The sequence below is a fragment of the Weissella viridescens genome, from assembly GCF_003862435.1.
GTDB classification, from domain to species: domain Bacteria; phylum Bacillota; class Bacilli; order Lactobacillales; family Lactobacillaceae; genus Weissella; species Weissella viridescens_A.
In genome coordinates this window covers 1-18,357 of the sequence record NZ_RHGY01000006.1, presented here as the reverse complement: position 1 = coordinate 18,357, position 18,357 = coordinate 1, and the positions used below count along the sequence as shown (strand labels likewise).

Below are 18,357 nucleotides of genomic sequence, written 5' to 3'. Positions count from 1 at the left end.
GTACTTTATTTCTCCTGATTACTCAAATCTGAAAGTAACGCCTCAAGTTCTGCCGTCGAACTATAAATGAGTTGCTTTTCTAGTTCACGACGCATCATAAACGCTTTATAGGCCTTCGTTTCCGTTAAATCAACCGTACTAGGATTGGCAACTGGATTCAAAAAACCATTTTCTATTGTAACAAAGTTAGCTTCCAAAAACACCTTAAATATTAAATTCAACATACTTTGGTCCATTTGCAAATGTTGGGCAACTTGTTTAAATTGACCCGACAAATTCACATTCTGGAAAGATTGCACAAACCGGAAAACCTTTGCAAAATCCGCCTTAGTGGGCACCTTTTGCAAGTAGGCCGGCGTTTTGGTATAGAAAATCGGTGCGACGGCTTGCGCCGGCACAAACTTTAATAGGTCACCTAGTTCATCAATTGAATTTGGTAAATCAACCAGCGCGAGAGTTCCTAACTGGGTGTAGTTGTAAGCATCATCAATATAGATGGCGCGACCATTCGGCCCGACTTGGCTGGCCAATTGATCATAGTTCTTCTTATTAAAAAAGATATAATCTGCATCTTGTTGCAACAACTGTCGCGTTAACTTTGTGGTCCGCCAATCCATGATTGAAGATCCCTCGGCACGCAAATCTTTCAACATTAGTTGGTAGGTTGTCATCCCCCGGTACACATTTTCACTCATCGATCCAACCAATTTAATTGTTTGGAAATGGCCTTGCAATTGGTCCGCAATCGCACCAAACCCGAAGCCAATAACCGGTAAGGTTCCCTTATCCGTTACAGCTGTAAAGCGGATGTGCTTACCGTCAGACATCGTTTTTACCTGCTGGACGGCGCTCACATTAATTTCAAAGAGTGGTTCTGGGTTTCCCTCTCCAAACGGCGCGAGCATTTGGAGTGTTTCGAATGTTTCACGCTTAAAATCGCTCCCCGCCATTTCTGAGAGAATCGACAAATCTGGTTTACCTTTTTCTGAAAGATCTTGGGTAACCGCAGCTTCATCCAGAATCGTCTGTAATTGGGCAACATTGCCTAACGGCAAAGTCATCCCAGCTGCACCAGCATGCCCACCGAAAGCAGTAAAAAGCTCACGATGTTGATCTAATGGTGTAAACAAGTCAAAACCATCGACTGAACGCGCTGATCCTTTAGCCTGTGTCCCATCGCTCGCCAACACAATTGATGGCTTACCAGTCGCATCAACCAGGCGACTCGCTACAATGCCAAGAACGCCTTCGTGCCAGCCTTCCCCCACGACGATATTAACTGCATGGTCGGTTGCTTGCTCAGCTAGTTCTTGCGTGGCCACCGTCGTAATATCTTCAACAAGAATTTGACGTTCCTGATTGAGCGTTTCGACTTGTTGAGCTAACGGTTCTGCCTCATCAGGTTCATCACTTAATAAGAGCTGCACACCCAGCATTGGATTATCTAAGCGACCAATCGCATTTAAACGCGGACCGATTGTAAAGCCAATGCTCATTGCATCTAAATCTTCTGGATTTTTTCCGGCAATCGCCAAAATGGCTGCGACCCCTGGACGTGGGTCTTCACGCATCGCCATCAATCCTTGGGCAACAATGACGCGATTCTCATCAACCAACGGCATAATATCCGCAACAGTTCCAAGCGCTGCTAAATCAATCACTTCATCGGCTGGGGCTTCAAGTAACGCAGAGGCTACTTTAAAAGCGACCCCTGCCCCTGATAGTTCACCAAAAGGATAACTTGGAGTTTCGCGTGGTAACCGCGGATGCACGACTGCTACAGCATCTGGTAGTTGTTCGGGCAATTCGTGATGATCTGTTACGATGGTATCAATACCTTGCGTCTTCAACCAGGCAATTTCATCAACCCCGGTCACCCCATTATCAACTGTCACCAAAAGTTGCATCCCATTTTCAGCAAGTTCTTGATATTTGGCTAGGTTAGGTCCATAGCCTTGTTCAAAGCGACTTGGCACAAAGTAATCAACCTGAGCTCCCATAATTTCAAGTGCCCAAAACATGATGGCCGTACTCGTCATCCCATCAACATCATAGTCTCCATAAACAATAATCTGTTCGCCAGTTTCAATGGCTTGCATGAGGCGCGTAACTGAGGCATCCATTCCAGCAAGTGCTGTCGGATCATACAATGCATCCATCGTTGGTTGTAAAAACTCTTGAATCGCTTCAGGTGTTTCAAGCCCCTGATTTACCACATACTTGGCAACTAAGTCTGGCAGTTGATATTCAGTTTCTAACGTTTTAACACGTTGGGCATCTGGTTTAACCGGTTGCCACGTATATTTTGATTCAATCATGACTAACCTTCCTGATCTTCAATCACATGGTCAATTTTAATTGGCTTACTATTAGTTTGTTTACCGTAAGGAATATCAAATACATCAAAATCATTCACAACACGGGTGTTTTCAAAAATAGTCCGTGCTTGATAGGCTAGCGCACTGGCTGACTTTCCAGCATAACGAGCTGAAATATGCGTCAAAAAGAGCCGGCCAACATGGGCATTTTCAGCAATTTCAGCCGCTTGCAGGCTAGTCGCGTGGTAATGATTGCGAGCCTTCTTCCCCTCACCCTTACCATACGTTGACTCATGCACTAACACATCGGCATCCATCGCTAGTTCCGTCGCTTGGTCTGTCTTTCGAGTATCGCCCAAAATCACAACCGAACGGCCCTTCTTTGCTGGTCCAATCACATCGGCACTCTTAACAACCGTACCGTCATCCAATGTAATATCATGACCGTTTTTCAATTGACCGTACTGCGGTCCAGCTGGCACATTTAAAGCCTGTAATTTATCTACCTGTAACTCACCCACCATATCATGTTCATCGATACGGTAACCAAATGATAAAATTTTGTGATCCAATGGTTTAGCCGTCACCGTCATCTTTTCGTTTTCAAAAACAACGCCCCCTGCTGGGTCAATTTCAACAAAAGCTAATGGGTACGTCAGATGGGTTTGTGATACCTGTAGACTCGTTTCTACGAACCGTTTAATTCCCTTTGGTCCATAAATTGTCATTGTATCATCACCACCTTGGAATGACCGTGAGGCTAAAAGTCCAGGTAAGCCAAAAATATGATCACCATGTAAGTGCGTAATAAAAATTTTATCGATTTTTCGAGGCCGAATACTTGAACTCAACATTTGAATTTGCGTTCCTTCGCCCACATCAAACAGCCAAACGGAATTCAATTCATCAAGTAACCTTAAGGCAATACTCGTCACATTACGAAAACGCGCCGGGACACTTGCCCCTGTTCCTAAGAATTCAAGTTGCATTACTTGTTCCTCCATCTTAATTCAACATAAAAAAACCGCCTAAAAGCGGTTTTAGACTTAATCTATTCTAACATTTAAAACGAGACTTGCGTACGTTTTCTATGATTCATCACGTTTTAGATATTCACCTTTAGTTGCGGTGTCTTTTCACTCACTTCACGACCATCAGCATTATACGTTGAGGCAAATTCGATATTAAACGTCTTGAAGCTTTTTACAGATTGCTTGGGTACCCAAACAATGGCGTAACCCTCTTGTGTCGCACCTGGCGCAATCCCTTCGTTTGACAACTCTGAGCCATTCACTAAGCCACCCAACGTTGTCATCACATCCTTATACCCATAAGAAACGGTTGCAACACCATCTGTCAAAATCGTTTGATCAGTATGGTTAGTAATATCATAGTGAATTTCAGCAGCTGTATAATTCTTAGGCAAGTTTGGAACATTCAACGCCTTCCGGACAACATTTTGCGCTTGTTCAGTCCGCGCTTCATTTTGCAACAACTGAATGCGTTTCATTTTATAACTAACCGGGCCGCTTGTCACTTCACCTTGAATTGCTTTATCTTCTGCTAAACGTACCCGTACACCTTGGCGCGTGACAGTATAGTCACCCTGACGTGTAGGCATGGCATTTTTCACAAAATTTTTAGACTTTAAATCTGATTTTGGCACATCATAGACAACACTAGATTCGGCTGCTTTTTCACTTCGCTTCCCTGCACCAACCTGTCCATTAATCGCCAATCCTCCTTGCATCCAAAGGTAGCCAACTCCCATAAGAATCAGTAATAACATTGAGAATGCAAAATACATCGCGCTCTTTTTCATCGTTTGCTCCTTAGCCTAGCACTAACCGCTCCGCCTGAACTTGATAGCCATAGATTCTGACAGGATTATCGGTTCTATCCAATCCGACAATTTCAAGTGAGTCCGATAAAGCTAACAGGTCCGCCAAGACCATCCCAGAATTCGTTTGTGGTGTTATTTTTAAAAAAACTTTATCAGAATTTACATCTGCCAAGACGACTGGTGCAATCTGATCGGGCCCATCGTGGATAAAGAGAGGCCGATCTAACGGCATCCCCACAACGCTAAGTTTAAAATCTAATAATAGCATTCCGAGCCTCCTTCATTAATATAACGACTAAACCTTAAAGAAATAAAAATAAAAACCGATTCATGCAAAAGTTGCACGAATCGGTTTGAATTTACGCTATTTATTATTTACCGAACAAACCATGTTTAGATTCTTGACTATCAAGGACTTCTTGATAATTCGTCAAAGCCTTCTTTTGATCCTTATTCAACTTCTTTGGCACATCAACGTAAACCGTAACGATGTGATCACCATTATTATTACCACGCATCAATGGCGCTCCCTTTCCACGTAGACGGAAGTTTGTTTCAGTTTGTGTTCCAGCTGGGATCTTCAATGAAACATCGCCATGTACTGTTTTAACTGAAATTTCTCCACCCAATACGGCTGTTGGATAATCAATGGCAACACGTGAGTAGATTGTACCACCATCACGATTGAAACCATCCTTTGAAGCTGAGACATAGAAGACAACATACAAATCACCGTATGGTCCACCATTTGTTCCAGCTTCTCCTTGACCTTCTAAGCGCATTTGTTGACCATCTTCAACTCCGGCTGGAATCGTAACCTTAAGCTCTTTACGCTCTTGTTCACCATTTTCACCTTGACGGGTGTAGTTAATCGTCGTTTCTTTTCCAAAAATCGCTTCTTCAAAAGTAAGGTTCATCCGATACTGCAAATCACGTCCTTGACGTGGACGGTTTGGGTCAGAAGAGAATCCGCCACCGAACATCTGCTCAAACAAATCATTTAAATCGCCATTGAATTGGGCACCTTGACCACCGCCAAAGCCACCGAATCCACCAAAGCCTTGACCACCACCGCCAAAGCCACCATCTGCGCCAGCTTTACCATATTGATCATACATGCGACGCTTTTGTTCATCGCCTAGTGTTTCATACGCTTCTTGAACAGCCTTGTATTTTTCTTCAGCACCTTCTTCATGATTAATATCTGGATGGTACTTCTTTGATAGCTTACGGTAAGCCTTTTTTATATCATCTTGAGATGCGTCTTTAGATACACCTAATGTATCGTAAAATTCTGAATTGTTCATGTGGCATCCCCCTCCTTTTTTATTTTATGTATCACAAAGCGAGGCATACGCCCCGCTTTGTGTTTGTGTAACGATGAGATGATTCAGATTACTTGTCTGATTCGTCTGTAAATTCACCATCAACTGTGCCATCATCGTTTGATGCAGCACCATCAGCATCTGGTTGTGCTTGGTCAGCTTGTTGTTGATATAGCTTCATAGCTAATTCTTGAGCAACCTTTTCCAAAGCTTCCTTCTTTTCCTTCATGTCGTCAAGGTTGTCAGCTTCCTTAGCAGCCTTCAATGCTTCAACAGCATCTTCAACAGGCTTCTTTTCGTCATCACTAACCTTGTCGCCAACATCTTCAAGTGTCTTTTCTGAACTAAAGATTAATTGGTCAACTTCATTACGCAAGTCAGCCTCTTCCTTATGTTGCTTATCGGCTTCTTCATTAGCCTTAGCATCGTTCATCATACGTTCGATATCTTCATCTGATAATGAACCTGAATCTTGGATGGTAATCTTTTGTTCCTTGTTTGTACCAAGATCCTTGGCAGAAACTGAAACGATACCATTACGGTCAATATCAAATGTCACTTCGATTTGTGGTACACCACGTGGAGCAGCAGGGATATCAGTCAATTGGAATTGTCCCAATGTCTTGTTATCAGCAGCCATGGCACGCTCACCTTGCAAAACATGGATATCAACAGCTGGTTGGTTATCAGCAGCAGTTGAGAATGTTTGTGACTTTGAAGTTGGGATGGTCGTGTTACGATCAATCAACTTCGTGAAGACACCACCCATTGTTTCGATTCCAAGTGAAAGAGGTGTAACGTCAAGCAAAACAACATCCTTAACATCACCAGTCAAAACTCCAGCTTGGATAGCAGCTCCCAATGCAACCGCTTCATCAGGGTTGATTGAGTGGTCTGGTTCCTTACCAGTCAACTTCTTAACAGATTCTTGAACAGCTGGGATACGCGTTGATCCACCATTCAAGATAACCTTATCAATATCGTTCATTGATAGTCCGGCATCCTTCAAAGCAGCCTTAACAGGTCCTTCAGCACGCTCAACAAGATCAGCCGTCATTTGGTTGAATTGGCTACGTGTCAAAGTCTTTTGAATGTGTAATGGACCAGCATCTGTTGCAGTAATGAATGGTAAGTCGATTTGTGCTTCAGTTGCTTGAGACAATGTCTTCTTTGCAGTTTCAGCAGCATCCTTTAAACGTTGTAGGGCCAACTTGTCATCACGTAAGTCGATACCGTTTTCCTTTTCAAAGTCATCAGCTAACCAGTCAATGATCTTTTGGTCAAAGTCATCACCACCAAGGTGAGTATCACCATTTGTTGACAAAACTTCAAACACACCATCACCTAATTCAAGGATAGAAACGTCGAATGTTCCACCACCAAGGTCGTAAACCAAAATCTTTTCATCCTTGTCATCACCATCAAGACCATATGCCAAAGCGGCAGCAGTAGGCTCGTTGATGATACGCTTTACATCAAGTCCAGCAATCTTTCCAGCATCCTTAGTTGCTTGACGTTGTGCATCATTAAAGTATGCAGGTACTGTGATAACAGCTTCAGTAACCTTTTCACCCAAGTAATCTTCAGCGTAACCCTTCAAGTATTGCAAAATCATAGCTGAAATTTCTTGTGGCTTGTATTCCTTACCTTCAATATCAACTGTGTAGTTTGGCTCACCCATGTGAGACTTGATTGATGAAACTGTGTCAGGGTTTGTGATTGCTTGACGCTTTGCAGTATCCCCAACTTGAACTTCACCGTTCTTAAATGAAACAACTGATGGTGTTGTACGACCACCGTTTGGATTAGTGATAACCTTTGGTGCATCACCTTCCATAACGGCAACAGCTGAATTTGTAGTTCCTAAATCAATTCCAATAATCTTAGACATAATATATAATACCTCTCGATTTTAATTTTTATTTTATTTCTTCTTCACTAGTGTCGGTTGTCAGTTAATTATAAACTGCAACCATTGCGGGACGGATCACGCGATCTTCAAGCATGTATCCCTTTTGCATGACACTTGCAATTGTATCAGCCGGATGATCATCATCTGCTGGTACTGATTGAATGGCTTGCGCATAATTTGGATCAAATGTTTCACCAACTTGCCCAACTTCTTTAATCCCATTATCAGACAATGCCTGCTTCAAGGTACCAAAGACCATTTCAACGCCCTTCTTTAATTGCTCCGATGCATCATCATCAGCTTCAACTTGTAGCGCCCGTTCTAGATTATCCAAAGCAGGTAGTACAGCCAAACCTAGTTTTTGATTTGCATACTTCAAAGCTTGAGCTTGTTCCTTAGCTAAACGTGATTGCATATTTTGCATTTCAGCTTGAACTCGTAAGAACTTGTCGTCCGCATCAGAAAGTTGTTGTTTCAAGTCAGCAATTTCATCAGCAACTGACTCAGTTGTCGTTTCATCAACTTCAACTGCATCGTCTTCTGGCTCAATCACTTCAACATCAACTTCTTCATCATTTTGAGGGGTTGCCTCATTTTCCTGATTTTCAGTTTGTTTTTCCTCTGCCATTCCGACACCTCTTTTCATTAATAATACTCGATTAATTTCTGGCCAATCGCATTTCTAAATTGATCAACCGTCGCTACCATTTTTGCATATGGCATGCGGGTTGGTCCTAGCAATGCAATCGCACCAGCTCCATGTTTTGGAATATGGTAGGTCGCCGATACTAAACTATATTGATCAAACAGATCATTTCGATTTTCATCACCGATTTGAACCATAACACCCTCATTGGCAGTGCCAACAACTTGACGCATTGATTCAGGCGATTCAATCACTTGCAATATCTGCTTAATATCTTGCGGATCCGTATCATTTGTATAATCCAAAACATTTAATTGGCCACCGATAAAGACTTCATCCGAAATCGATCGTGCGAGTACATCACCAAACAACTGTAAAAACGCAGCCGGTGTGCGAATCACACGCTCCATCTTCAATGGTAAGTCACCACTTAATGTTTTCAATACATCAACGACCAAACAATCGACCAACGTATCATTAATATAAGCAACCATGCCATCTAACTCGGAAACATCCATTCCTTCCGGTAACCTAAAACTTTGACTTGTTACATCACCATCATTTGTCACAACAATTGCTAATATCTGTTGTCCATCAAGTGGCACTAGTCTAAATCCTGAAAGTCGAGTCCCCATCGCTTCGGGCTTCAATGCCATCGCTGTATAACCAGTTAAGTTAACCAGTTCCTCAACCGCTTGTTGTAACAAATCATCAACTTGTTGGAAATTCCGAGCAAAAACACGTTGTAATGCTCGTTTAATTTCTAAATCACTTTGATCATCAGTCATCAACCGATCAACGTAATAGCGATATCCACCTTGCGAAGGCACCCTTCCAGAAGATGTATGTTCTTTTTGCAACAACCCACGGTCTTCTAAAACGGCCATTTCGTTACGAATCGTTGCAGAACTTACACCTAAATCCAAGTCCTGAAGCAATGTCTTTGACCCGACAGCTTTTCCATTTTTAGCGTAATCTTTAACGATAGTCGCTAAAATCATATTCTGTCTATCCGTTAACATTTTGCTCCACCTCTTTCATTAGCACTCATTAACCTTTCCTGCTAACATCTATTATAATACACGCCTCCCAGACACTTGTCAACACTTTTAGCACTTAAATATCAAGAGTGCCAAACTATATTCAAATCCACTCATATCAAGCCTTTATCGGTTGCATATAGCTCTTTAAATACAAAAAAAAAGAAATCTTTTTCGATTTCTCTTTAAAAATGGGTTTTTGTTTGATCACTTTTTAAAAACTTACGCTTTAAGAACTGAGTTCCTTTGTCCAACCAGTTTGTCCGTTCAGTTGTCACAAGTGGATATTCACGATATGAATGTTGTCGCGTTTCAATCCAAACATCCATCAACCGCTCCGATAGAAAACCAAAGACACGTGCATCTTGTCCTTCATAACGATCATATGGGATTTTTGCTTGAACTTTAGCCAAAACACCAAAAACAAAATCAGTATAATCCTGGAACAACGCTTGTGGCATGATACTCATGTTGTACAAATGAATCTTGGTTGATTTCTCTAAAGCTTGGAATGCTGGTTCGAACTCTGGGTAGTCTTCACGGATAACCTGTTCTAAGACGAAATATGGTTCATTTAAGTGTGCATTTAAATAATGATCTCTTTGATTTTCAATATAATAGTTACGACACTTAGGCAAGAGCACATCGTGAGCCGCTAAACCTTCACGAATTTGAGATTCTGTTAGAACATCTTTTAGTTCATGACTCGCTTTTGATCCTAAATAACGTCGATAATGCGCCAAACCGATAATATCCTCATCCTGCAAATTATATTTTGCCCAGTACATGGCCGTCAATTCATTATAGTAAGGATTCATCTCGGACATATTTTTTCCGGTATCATCACCGATATACCCAGCTGGTCGATCTGTTTTCAATGCACTTCCGACGTAAACTGGTTGATAAATGGGATCATCTGGCATTTCGTATGGCTTGTGTGCTGCAACAATTATTTTCATTTCACGGCTCCTTTAAACAATTAATTCAATGTATTGGGATGCTTCTTAGCATAAGTCACAACTGACTCATCTGCATGCTCAGCCGCATTCATCACACGTTGCATTTGCGCCGTTGAAACCCGTTTCGTTGATATACCAGCACGTGTTAATTCACGACGAGCTGACTGCACGGCCTTGGATTCACGCCCAACCGAGGCCGGTTGCTGTTTTTGTTGTTGTTGCAATCGGGCATGTTGGACATTTTGAATGTAATAACTACCAATCGCCATCGTTAATAATAAGACAACCAGTAATACCCAGATTACCCAATTTCGCTTTGGCTTAGGCATTGCCTGCGCCTCCTTGTCATCGTTACATCGCGCCAACCTTTTTAAAGATGGCACGAACCGTCATAAAGATAATTTTAAAATCAAACCACATATTGGCATGCGTAGCATATTCAATTTCCAACTCTGCGCGTTCTGGATAATGAATTGTGCTTCGTCCACTAGCTTGCCAGAGACCCATCGCACCTGGCCGAACTGACAAGAAAACATCAACCCGGTCGCCATACTCAACTAATTCATTCTCAACAACCGGACGAGGGCCAATGATACTCATATCCCCTTTTAAGATGTTGATAAATTGTGGTAATTCATCAATTGAGGTCTTACGCAAAAAAGCGCCTAACTTGGTAATACGTGGATCTTCTTCAGTTGGTAATTTGTAGCCATTTGCCACAAATTTTTCATACAATTCAGGATTCGCGTACAATTTCTTATCTGCATCGACAATCATTGAACGAAACTTATAAATTTGAAACGGTTTGTGGTTCAACCCAATCCGAGTTTGGCGATAGAATACTGGACCGCGATTTGCACCGTAGAGATACAGTAGTGACACAACCAAAAATACAGGTGACAATACAATCAACGCAAAAATCGCAATGGAGATATCTAAAAACCGTTTGGAAAATATGTAGCTTTTACTTTTCTTTGTCATCGCTTTATTTAACTCTCTTTAATTCCGATTCACTTCTATTGATTCAATCAAATCGAAATGGTTATTCTTTCTATTATATGGAGACTTTCAGTTCAATACAATGTCTCACCGTATTAAATTATACGCTAAAACGCAAAAAAACCACTAAACTCTTAAAAGTTTGGTGGTTTTTTAATGATTTCAGACAAAACAAGCTCTGAGCGCCTTAATCGTTTCGGCGGTTGGATGTGGATCAAAGCGTTGTTCTAGTTTTACTAATGCCGTTTTAGAGCAACTCTGCTCCGCTAAAGCTTTTTCTAATGCATCAAAATCACGTGCAATCGGCAACCCTAACGTGTGTGGATCAAAATAAAAACCACGTTGCGCTTGATAATCGTTTAAATCTGCTTCATATAGATAGATTGGTTTTTGCCAATAAGCAAAGTCAAAGAAGACACTCGAATAGTCAGTTATCAAGAGGCTCGCTTCAGCAAACAAGTCATACAAATCGAAATCATTTCCATTGATTAACCCTGGTAATGATAAATGCTCCGAGAAATAGTGACCACGATAAACCACTTGATACGTTTGCATTAATGTCTTTAATTGTTCAGCCGTTAAAAAGGCATCAGGACCAGCATCATTTCGGTACGTTGGAACATATAACAAAACAGGTTTATCGGTATTAAATGGCGTTTTTGGTGTTTGTGGTGCTTGTTGTTTAGCTTGATCAGACAACCATTTACGTAATTGACCATGTTCAACAACCTGCTGTGTTTTTGGAAACAATTCGTGTAACTTCTCAGCATCATACGGACCATTCGCAAATAAATAGTCAATCTCCACTTCGTCATACCATTTTTGAACAAGTTTTGGTAAACCGGGCTCAGCATGCCCTAGTGTTTTCAAAGGAATCCCATGCCAAAATTGAATATAGACATTTTTGGGGTGATGAAATGGAATTAAACGCTCGATTGAAGCATTACTTACCCAGTATTTAGATTGGAGTAAATACCAAAAATAACGCATCGAATCCATTTTAATCATCTTTGCGCCAGGAACATCCGCAAATTGATCGGGTTCATTTACTGCCCAAATAAAATTAAAATCAGCAAAATCAGGATCATCACGTAAAATTTCAAAGGCAGCAAGTGGGGTGTCTGAGATTTGGCGTCCACTATATGACGCAAACATAATCTGGTGTTGTTTTACTTTCACAAAGCGTTGTAACACCGCTAAAAACATCCGCATGATTCCCAGGTAAATGAAACCAAAGAGACTTGAATTTTTAATGACATTTTTTATTTTTTGCATATTACTCTTCCTATAAAAAAATCATTTTGCGAAATGCAAAATGATTTTTATTTTTTACATTAAGTCAGTAAATCGATTTCTAAAACGTACGTGTAGGTGTGCACCCGTAATCAAAATTAGCGTGACCACTAACCAGAAAAATATCGTGTTTGATGGCATGTGCCAGAACCACTGGTGGTACAAAAAGGTATCACGGAATACTTGAATGATATAGTAGAACGGCATCATCTTAATTAATGAGACCACTGCAACTGGTAGGTTTTTTGCATCAATATTAATCACAATTCCTGAGAAGAAGAAAATCAGACGGAACAATGAATTTGCAAAAGTTTTATAGTCCGGAACCACAATTGTTAAAGTTGAATTCAACAAATCAATAGCGAACATACAAATGAGCATACATGGAATTGCATACAAAATTTGAATCCAATAAATGCTTGGATGATACCCAAACGCGAGCAACACTATGACCATAAAAATCGTCAAAACGAAGTAACGTCGGATTTCTTCTAATAGTGGCATCAACGGTGCAATTGACATCGGATAATTCGTTTTCGTTAGTAAATTCAATTGTGAACTAACACTAGTCAGTCCTTTATTGAAGGCACCTTGAATGAAATACCAAGGCACGATTCCAGTCAATAGCCACAAAATATATGGCACACCGGCAACATTTCCATTATAAAGTCCCATTCCAAAAACAACGAAATAGGTACCAATATACATGAGTGGTTCTAGGTAATCCCAAACCGAGCCTAAATAATTATCCGCCCAGCGGGAACGGACATTAAAGCGCGCCAACCGATTTGCAATTGGAAAGTTATGCCAAACTTCTTGCAAAACTTGCATCAAATCTCTCATGGTCACTTACTCTCTTTCTGCTTACCGTTTTGATGTTGCTTGTGTAAGGCAGCTTTTTCTTTGACTTTTTTAGCATGGCGCTCATCAAGCGCATGCAATTTCTTAGGTGTCCAGCCAGTTACTAACGTTGCCGGCTTTTCAATGATCGTTTTAAACCCAAGATTGAGCGCGATTTTATCCCCAACCAAAATCGTCAAACAAGCTAAAATTACAATCACCCATTTTTCCCAACGTGCCATCTTACTTGGATGTTGTTCATGATAAATTTCTTTTTTAACTTGCTTAGCTTGTTGTGGTGAGGTCGTATCGGTAACCGACTCATCATAAAGTTCTTCCAGCGTAAACTGTTCTTGGGCATCTCGTAAATCATTCCGGTATTGCGCCTGTTCTTCCTGGCTCAACTGCTTGTATTCATTCACGAATTCATCATAATGGTCCATCACTTCATCCGTTGGTCCAAACATCCGGACTTTCCCAAAATGTAACCACAAGACGCGGTCAGCCATCTCACGAACTTGTTGCAAATCGTGTGAAACGAAGAAAATAGTCTTACCTTGCGCCTGGAATTCACGAATTTTTTCAAGTGATTTCCGATTAAATGTTGCATCCCCAACTGATAACGCTTCGTCAATAATCAAAATATCAGGATCAGCGTGCACTGAAATTGAGAAACCAAGCTTTGACTTCATCCCTGAAGAATAGTTTTTGACCTGTTGGTCAATAAAATCACCTAACTCAGAAAAGGCAATAATATCATCCATTTTTTGATCAATTTCTTGGTTCGACATGCCCATCATCAAGCCCTTTAGCCGAATGTTTTCACGCCCACTCATATTCCCGCGTAAACCAGCATTAATCGCAATGAGCGAAACCGCCCCGTTTACTTGCATTTCACCAGAAGTTGCTGGAATAATCCCAGACATCACCTTCATTAAGGTTGATTTTCCGGATCCATTTGTTCCGACAACCGCAACCGTTTCACCTTCATATGCTGTGAAACTAACGCCACGCAAGGCCCAGAAACTCGGAAAAGTTTTATTTGAAAGGGCTGCCTTCATTTTATCGGCATTGGTAGGTGCCATTTCATAACGTTTCGTCACAAATGAAGCCTGTACTTTAATTTTTTTATTCGAATCAGTCACAGTCGCTCTCCATTCATTCATTTCTATGTATTATACGCCTACCCCGAAACCACGGCATAAGCAATCAATTAACTTTTAACAAAACTAAAAAACCAGGCTTATTCACCCGTGTCAGCTAATTTTTTATCATTCAAATCAGCTTTAATTTGGGTCGTTGAAATTTCTGGTGTCCGTTCCAAATACGTTACTTCAACACCCGTTTCATCAGCAAGATAATCAAACTTACCCTGCCAATCATCACCCATAACAAATTCATCCACTTGATATAATAGAATATCTTGTGATTTTTGCGCCCAAGATTCTTCTGGGATCACTAAATCAACATAGCGAATCGCTTCCAGTAGTTGCTTACGTTTTTCATAACTGAAATACGTTTTTTTGTGCTTTGCTTCCCAGTTAAACTCGTCTGTTGACAAACCGACAATTAAATAATCGCCTCGTTCTTTGGCTCTGCGCAATAGATTGATATGTCCATAATGTAGCATATCAAACGTGCCATACGTAATCACTCGTCGCATTTAATATTTCCTCCGGCCTGCTTTGAAATCACATTTCTTCAATTATACTACATTTTTGCTGACTTCCCAAAAACTTACCCCGATTTAATTAGAATCATCCGACTAGTGTTTACGCTAAAGGTATTGTAGAATGAGTATATTCTAATAATTGAAACGAGGCCCATTTATGACTCTTGAACATTTTGATTTATTACTCGATAAGTATGCCCACCTGGTGACATCAATTGGGGTAAACGTCCGTAAGGGACAGTCTGTTTTAATTTACGCTGAAATTGAGCAAGCACCTTTAGTTCATAAGTTAACTGATGCTGCCTACGAACGTGGCGCTGCCCGCGTTGATGTTGAATGGTCCGACTTACACACTAAGCGTGCTTTCTTGGAAAACGCACCTGAAGAGGCACTTGCAACAGTACCAACATGGGTGCCTGTCCGCTCACAAAACATTGCCGATGCTAACACAACTCGCATCTCAATCTTGTCAGCTGATCCCGATGGTTATAGTCACATTGATGACAATCGTATTTCAACCTTGGAACAAGCGATGCAACGTGCAAACTCACCAGTCCGTCAAGCAACGATGAACAATGATCCGGATTGGATTGTTATCGGTGCCGCTGGTCAAGCTTGGGCCCAAAAAGTATTCCCAGACCTAGAACCCGCTTACGCTCAAGATCAATTGTGGGCTGAAATTTTCAAGGTATCACGCATTTCAGTTGATAACGACCCTGAAACTGACTGGGCCGCGCATGTTGCCAAACTAAAGACCAAGTCAGAATGGTTGAATCAACAAAACTTCAAGTCATTGCACTTCAAGTCACCAATTACCGATATCAATATTGGCTTAGCGGAGAACCATTATTGGGAGGCCGCTGACTCGGCTGATAAGTCTGGGCATACCTTCATTGCAAACATGCCAACTGAAGAAGTCTTTACCTCTCCAGACTACCGCCATATTGATGGTCATGTTCAATCAACGAAGCCTCTTTCTTACGCTGGAACGCTGATTAAAGATATCCAATTAACTTTCAAGGATGGTCACGTCACGGAAGCCCACGCTTCAACTGGCGAGGCCATTCTAAAGCAATTGATTGCAACTGATACAGGTGCTAGCTCACTTGGTGAGGTCTCTCTTGTTCCAGATCCATCACCAATCTCACAATCGGGTATCATCTTCTACAATACCCTATTTGATGAAAATGCATCTGATCACTTAGCACTTGGTGCCGCCTACCCATCTAATATTCAAGGTGGTACGCAAATGTCACTTGCTGAACGTCAAGCTCATGGTCAAAACGATTCTTTGGTTCACGTTGACTTCATGGTGGGATCAGCCGATATGGATGTTGATGGGATTACATTTGATGGACAAACAGTACCAGTTTTCCGCAATGGTGATTGGGCATAACAAGACAAAAAACGACTTTAACACTTAATGGTGTTAAGGTCGTTTTTTCATGATTCATGATTTATATCAGTTTGCTTCACAACTTTAACGATTGTTTGAATCACAATCGCAAAATCATTCCGCGCTGTTACTTCTTTGGCATACTCTGTATCGTACGCAGCTTTTTCAACATCGGTAATGTTATTTCGCCCATTCACTTGCGCTAATCCCGTGATGCCAGGACGAACCTGGTCAGCACCAAATTCGCGTCGTAAGTCAAGCACCTTGCGGTCTGTATCAGCCAAAGGACGTGGACCGATCAAACTCATTTTTCCGATAAACACATTAATTAACTGTGGTAGTTCATCAATCGATGTTTTCCTTAAGAAATTCCCAAATGGTGTGATATATTCATCCATGTCTGCAAAGTCTTGGTTTGCTCGTTCAGGCGCCTGCTCAGACATTGAACGGAATTTGTACATATTAAATGGCTCCGAATTCAACCCGTATCGTCGTTGTTTAAAAAACACCGGACCTGGTGAAGTCACTTTTACAATAAGCGCAATAATTAGCATTGGTATGCATCCAATCAACAAAACAAGCGCAGAAGCTAACATATCTATAAAGCGTTTAACATAATTTCGATAAAACATAAGCATCCTTCTTAGACGTGTTTATATATCTCTGGTAATTACAAATCTCATTATTTATTCATTTATAGTTAATTATGCCTTTTTTTCAATAAAAAAGCTAGTCTTAAACAAAACCAAAGCTATATTTACATCAAAATGATATGAAACCCTTATAATATAGTAACATAATAAGCGTTTCTGGCATCTTGTCATCCCTGTTGGTAAACAACCTTATCCTAAAAACCTGTCGGTGTTGGCGCATTCACGACGATTTCAGTGTGTGAATAAGGATTTATAAAAACAATCTTTTCACCATGCAACATCAACCTTTCAGAACCAGTATCAGCCGGATAATATAACGTATCGCCCAAAATTGGATGTCCCACCGCAGCTAAATGTACCCGAATTTGGTGGGTCCGCCCGGTTTCAAGAGCAATTGCCACAAGTGAACTGTCAGCCCGCGTTTCGCTGACCTTCCAATGCGTCACCGCTGGCTGCGAATTCGAACCATTTACCATACGTTGGCGTGGATGCTCTGGATCGCAACCAATCGGTAATCGGATCGTCCCACTGGCCCCTTCCATTTGACCCGCTACACGTGCAACATAGTAACGCTGGATGGTTTTATCCCTTAGATAGGCATTTAGTAACGTTACTGCCATCGGGTTTTTGGCAACTAGTATGGCTCCCGAGGTTGCCACATCCAATCGATGAACCATATATGCATTTTCGTGTGCATTTAAGGCTAAGTACCCCTGCACATAGTTCATCAGGGTCCCATCCTCAAAAGGCGAGTTGGGATGTGTTTTTAGACCACTCCGTTTATTCACCACTAATAAATCATCATTTTCAAACAAAACATCGATTGTTTCACGTATATCGGGTACGTAACTTGAAATTGGCGTTACGAAATCACTTTCTACAAAATGCATCGTCACAACATCCCCCGCCTGTAATACGGTTTCCACATTATGATAGGCCTGATTCACCAACACACGCTTTTGCTGACGTAGTTGTCCTTGAATCCGTTTCGGCATACGCCATGCCCGCATTTGTTCACGCAGGGTGATTTCAGGTTGGCTTTCAGGTAAGGTTACATTTTTAATCCACTCTACCATTTTCACTCACTTTTCCAAAAAAAAAAAAACAACTCAATGAAGAGCTGTTCTTTAATTTAGAATTAAAGCTTTGTAACTTCCGCAGCTTGTAATCCACGATCTCCATCAACAACGTTGAATTCAACCTTTTGACCTTCGTCTAATGACTTAAATCCGTCACCTTGGATAGCTGAGAAATGTACGAATACATCGTCTCCGTTATCGCGAGCAATAAATCCAAATCCCTTATCTGCGTTAAACCACTTAACTGTACCTTGTTCCATTATTACGAACCTCCTGGCATATTGCCAATCTTTTTTTAATAATCCAAAACGACCATGCCATATTTCAAAAAGGATCGAAACATAAAACAAAAATCTTTTAAACTATATTTATAGTATAGCAC

The 18,357-nt window shown here is 41.1% G+C and carries 19 protein-coding genes; 1 reads left to right on the top strand and 18 read right to left on the bottom strand.

Annotated features, from left to right (window positions below; translation table 11 throughout):
- Positions 1–5: 5 nt before the first annotated feature.
- From recJ to tagD, 15 genes are all read right to left on the bottom strand, one after another.
- A complete protein-coding gene (recJ, locus tag D3P96_RS05880; RefSeq protein ID WP_124943450.1) occupies positions 6–2,318 on the bottom strand; it encodes a single-stranded-DNA-specific exonuclease RecJ in 2,313 nt (770 codons plus the stop codon).
- Between the two features lie 2 nt (positions 2,319–2,320).
- Positions 2,321–3,307 (bottom strand): ribonuclease Z, encoded by a 987-nt coding sequence (gene rnz / locus D3P96_RS05875; protein ID WP_124943449.1) that lies wholly within the window; start codon positions 3,305–3,307, stop codon positions 2,321–2,323.
- Positions 3,308–3,423: 116 nt separating this feature from the next.
- Entirely contained in the window at positions 3,424–4,140 is a 717-nt protein-coding gene (locus D3P96_RS05870; RefSeq protein WP_124943448.1) for a hypothetical protein, read from the bottom strand.
- Between the two features lie 10 nt (positions 4,141–4,150).
- Positions 4,151–4,429 carry a hypothetical protein gene (locus D3P96_RS05865; RefSeq protein ID WP_124943447.1) on the bottom strand — a complete coding sequence of 93 codons (279 nt, stop codon included), beginning with the start codon at positions 4,427–4,429 and terminating at the stop codon, positions 4,151–4,153.
- A 103-nt stretch (positions 4,430–4,532) separates the two neighbouring features.
- On the bottom strand, positions 4,533–5,468 hold the full coding sequence (locus tag D3P96_RS05860; RefSeq protein WP_124943446.1) for a DnaJ C-terminal domain-containing protein: 936 nt from the start codon (positions 5,466–5,468) through the stop codon (positions 4,533–4,535).
- An 88-nt stretch (positions 5,469–5,556) separates the two neighbouring features.
- The gene (gene dnaK, locus D3P96_RS05855) at positions 5,557–7,377 is read right to left on the bottom strand and encodes a molecular chaperone DnaK (RefSeq protein WP_124943445.1); all 1,821 of its coding nucleotides are present in this window, start codon (positions 7,375–7,377) and stop codon (positions 5,557–5,559) included.
- Between the two features lie 64 nt (positions 7,378–7,441).
- The gene (gene grpE / locus D3P96_RS05850) at positions 7,442–8,026 is read right to left on the bottom strand and encodes a nucleotide exchange factor GrpE (RefSeq protein WP_124943444.1); all 585 of its coding nucleotides are present in this window, start codon (positions 8,024–8,026) and stop codon (positions 7,442–7,444) included.
- Between the two features lie 17 nt (positions 8,027–8,043).
- On the bottom strand, positions 8,044–9,066 hold the full coding sequence (gene hrcA / locus D3P96_RS05845) for a heat-inducible transcriptional repressor HrcA (protein ID WP_124943443.1): 1,023 nt from the start codon (positions 9,064–9,066) through the stop codon (positions 8,044–8,046).
- Positions 9,067–9,269: 203 nt separating this feature from the next.
- Positions 9,270–10,043 (bottom strand): DUF4422 domain-containing protein, encoded by a 774-nt coding sequence (locus D3P96_RS05840; RefSeq protein WP_124943442.1) that lies wholly within the window; start codon positions 10,041–10,043, stop codon positions 9,270–9,272.
- A 20-nt stretch (positions 10,044–10,063) separates the two neighbouring features.
- Positions 10,064–10,372: a hypothetical protein gene (locus D3P96_RS05835; RefSeq protein WP_124943441.1), complete on the bottom strand. Its 309-nt coding sequence runs from the start codon at positions 10,370–10,372 to the stop codon at positions 10,064–10,066.
- A gap of 22 nt (positions 10,373–10,394) precedes the next feature.
- Complete coding sequence (locus tag D3P96_RS05830) at positions 10,395–11,024, bottom strand: sugar transferase (RefSeq protein WP_124943440.1); 630 nt, start codon at positions 11,022–11,024, stop codon at positions 10,395–10,397.
- A gap of 180 nt (positions 11,025–11,204) precedes the next feature.
- Entirely contained in the window at positions 11,205–12,317 is a 1,113-nt protein-coding gene (locus tag D3P96_RS05825; protein ID WP_124943439.1) for a CDP-glycerol glycerophosphotransferase family protein, read from the bottom strand.
- 54 nt (positions 12,318–12,371) lie between these two features.
- Complete coding sequence (locus D3P96_RS05820; RefSeq protein ID WP_244919074.1) at positions 12,372–13,166, bottom strand: ABC transporter permease; 795 nt, start codon at positions 13,164–13,166, stop codon at positions 12,372–12,374.
- Between the two features lie 14 nt (positions 13,167–13,180).
- Positions 13,181–14,341 (bottom strand): ABC transporter ATP-binding protein, encoded by a 1,161-nt coding sequence (locus tag D3P96_RS05815; RefSeq protein ID WP_124943437.1) that lies wholly within the window; start codon positions 14,339–14,341, stop codon positions 13,181–13,183.
- Between the two features lie 77 nt (positions 14,342–14,418).
- On the bottom strand, positions 14,419–14,838 hold the full coding sequence (tagD, locus tag D3P96_RS05810; RefSeq protein ID WP_124943436.1) for a glycerol-3-phosphate cytidylyltransferase: 420 nt from the start codon (positions 14,836–14,838) through the stop codon (positions 14,419–14,421).
- A gap of 166 nt (positions 14,839–15,004) precedes the next feature.
- Between tagD and D3P96_RS05805 the strand changes: the two genes are divergently transcribed.
- Positions 15,005–16,243: an aminopeptidase gene (locus D3P96_RS05805; RefSeq protein WP_124943435.1), complete on the top strand. Its 1,239-nt coding sequence runs from the start codon at positions 15,005–15,007 to the stop codon at positions 16,241–16,243.
- 47 nt (positions 16,244–16,290) lie between these two features.
- Here D3P96_RS05805 and D3P96_RS05800 read toward each other — a convergent pair whose 3' ends face one another.
- The 3 genes from D3P96_RS05800 to D3P96_RS05790 form a co-directional block, all read right to left on the bottom strand.
- Entirely contained in the window at positions 16,291–16,875 is a 585-nt protein-coding gene (locus D3P96_RS05800; RefSeq protein WP_124943434.1) for a sugar transferase, read from the bottom strand.
- A 215-nt stretch (positions 16,876–17,090) separates the two neighbouring features.
- Positions 17,091–17,972 carry an RluA family pseudouridine synthase gene (locus D3P96_RS05795; RefSeq protein ID WP_124943433.1) on the bottom strand — a complete coding sequence of 294 codons (882 nt, stop codon included), beginning with the start codon at positions 17,970–17,972 and terminating at the stop codon, positions 17,091–17,093.
- 62 nt (positions 17,973–18,034) lie between these two features.
- Positions 18,035–18,235 carry a cold-shock protein gene (locus D3P96_RS05790; protein WP_124943432.1) on the bottom strand — a complete coding sequence of 67 codons (201 nt, stop codon included), beginning with the start codon at positions 18,233–18,235 and terminating at the stop codon, positions 18,035–18,037.
- Between the last annotated feature and the right edge of the window lie 122 nt (positions 18,236–18,357).

Bases quoted from the DNA above. Each gene is read 5' to 3' on its own strand.
- D3P96_RS05830 (WP_124943440.1), bottom strand. From the start codon at position 11,024: ATGACAAAGAAAAGTAAAAGCTACATATTTTCCAAACGGTTTTTAGAT.
- tagD (WP_124943436.1), bottom strand. From the start codon at position 14,838: ATGCGACGAGTGATTACGTATGGCACGTTTGATATGCTACATTATGGA.
- D3P96_RS05840 (WP_124943442.1), bottom strand. From the start codon at position 10,043: ATGAAAATAATTGTTGCAGCACACAAGCCATACGAAATGCCAGATGAT.
- D3P96_RS05805 (WP_124943435.1), top strand. From the start codon at position 15,005: ATGACTCTTGAACATTTTGATTTATTACTCGATAAGTATGCCCACCTG.
- recJ (WP_124943450.1), bottom strand. From the start codon at position 2,318: ATGATTGAATCAAAATATACGTGGCAACCGGTTAAACCAGATGCCCAA.
- D3P96_RS05865 (WP_124943447.1), bottom strand. From the start codon at position 4,429: ATGCTATTATTAGATTTTAAACTTAGCGTTGTGGGGATGCCGTTAGAT.
- D3P96_RS05860 (WP_124943446.1), bottom strand. From the start codon at position 5,468: ATGAACAATTCAGAATTTTACGATACATTAGGTGTATCTAAAGACGCA.
- D3P96_RS05820 (WP_244919074.1), bottom strand. From the start codon at position 13,166: ATGCAAGTTTTGCAAGAAGTTTGGCATAACTTTCCAATTGCAAATCGG.
- D3P96_RS05790 (WP_124943432.1), bottom strand. From the start codon at position 18,235: ATGGAACAAGGTACAGTTAAGTGGTTTAACGCAGATAAGGGATTTGGA.
- D3P96_RS05835 (WP_124943441.1), bottom strand. From the start codon at position 10,372: ATGCCTAAGCCAAAGCGAAATTGGGTAATCTGGGTATTACTGGTTGTC.
- dnaK (WP_124943445.1), bottom strand. From the start codon at position 7,377: ATGTCTAAGATTATTGGAATTGATTTAGGAACTACAAATTCAGCTGTT.
- D3P96_RS05825 (WP_124943439.1), bottom strand. From the start codon at position 12,317: ATGCAAAAAATAAAAAATGTCATTAAAAATTCAAGTCTCTTTGGTTTC.
- rnz (WP_124943449.1), bottom strand. From the start codon at position 3,307: ATGCAACTTGAATTCTTAGGAACAGGGGCAAGTGTCCCGGCGCGTTTT.
- D3P96_RS05795 (WP_124943433.1), bottom strand. From the start codon at position 17,972: ATGGTAGAGTGGATTAAAAATGTAACCTTACCTGAAAGCCAACCTGAA.
- D3P96_RS05800 (WP_124943434.1), bottom strand. From the start codon at position 16,875: ATGTTTTATCGAAATTATGTTAAACGCTTTATAGATATGTTAGCTTCT.
- hrcA (WP_124943443.1), bottom strand. From the start codon at position 9,066: ATGTTAACGGATAGACAGAATATGATTTTAGCGACTATCGTTAAAGAT.
- D3P96_RS05815 (WP_124943437.1), bottom strand. From the start codon at position 14,341: ATGAATGAATGGAGAGCGACTGTGACTGATTCGAATAAAAAAATTAAA.
- grpE (WP_124943444.1), bottom strand. From the start codon at position 8,026: ATGGCAGAGGAAAAACAAACTGAAAATCAGGAAAATGAGGCAACCCCT.
- D3P96_RS05870 (WP_124943448.1), bottom strand. From the start codon at position 4,140: ATGAAAAAGAGCGCGATGTATTTTGCATTCTCAATGTTATTACTGATT.